The sequence below is a fragment of the Streptomyces achromogenes subsp. achromogenes genome, assembly GCF_000720835.1.
In the GTDB taxonomy this organism is placed as follows: Bacteria; Actinomycetota; Actinomycetes; order Streptomycetales; family Streptomycetaceae; genus Streptomyces; species Streptomyces achromogenes.
The window spans coordinates 1-807 of sequence record NZ_JODT01000075.1 but is presented as its reverse complement, the minus strand read 5'-3'; the positions used below and the strand labels follow the sequence as shown (position 1 = coordinate 807).

The window sequence follows — 807 nt, the reverse complement described above, 5'->3', positions numbered from 1 at the left end:
GTCGTGCGCGTCCACATACGCCAGCGCGTCACCGGGGGCGTCGGCGTAGCCGGCGGGCGCGCCGTTGTAGTCCACCTGCGCACCCGAGACCTCGTTGCCGCCGGTGTCGGTGAAGCGGTACTTCGCGAGGTTGCCACTCAGGCCGACCTTGATCAGGTCCTGGTAGTGCAGCAGCCGCGCCCGCTGCTCCTCCTTGGTGCCGTTGGCGGGGGAGGTGTTGGGGTCGGTGTACAGGCCGGAGGCGAAGCCCTGCACGCCGGGGTCGGCGTCGAAGGGGGTGCCGCCGCGCACCGCGTCGCGGGCCCGGTCGGAGAAGGTGGCGACACCGGTACCGGCCATGTTCTTCTGCGTGGCCTGGACGAACCGGGCGTCGTCGGCGACCTCCCCGAAGTTCCAGCCCTCCCCGTACAGGATGATCTTCCTGCCGTCCACGCCGTCCTTCTTCAAGGTCAGCGCGTCCAAAGCCTTGCGCACGGCCAGGATGTTGGCCTTCGGGTGGTGGCCCATCAGGTCGAAACGGAACCCGTCGACCTTGTACTGCTTCGCCCAGGTGACCACCGAGTCCACCACCAGCTTGCCCATCATCGCGTTCTCGGTCGCGGTGTTGGCACAGCAGGTGCTGTTCGCCACCGACCCGTCCGCCAGCAGACGCTGGTAGTACCCCGGCACGATCCGGTCCAGCACCGACGTCGCCGCCTGCCCACTGGCCGCCGTGTGGTTGTACACCACGTCCATCACCACCCGCAGCCCGTCCCGGTTCAGCGCCTGCACCATCCGCCGGAACTCCACCGTCCGCGCCACACCGTC

The 807-nt window shown here is 69.0% G+C and carries 1 pseudogene; it reads right to left on the bottom strand.

From position 1 onward, the window contains the following. Positions 1 to 807, bottom strand: a pseudogene (locus IH25_RS38210) (pullulanase-type alpha-1,6-glucosidase); the annotation flags it as partial.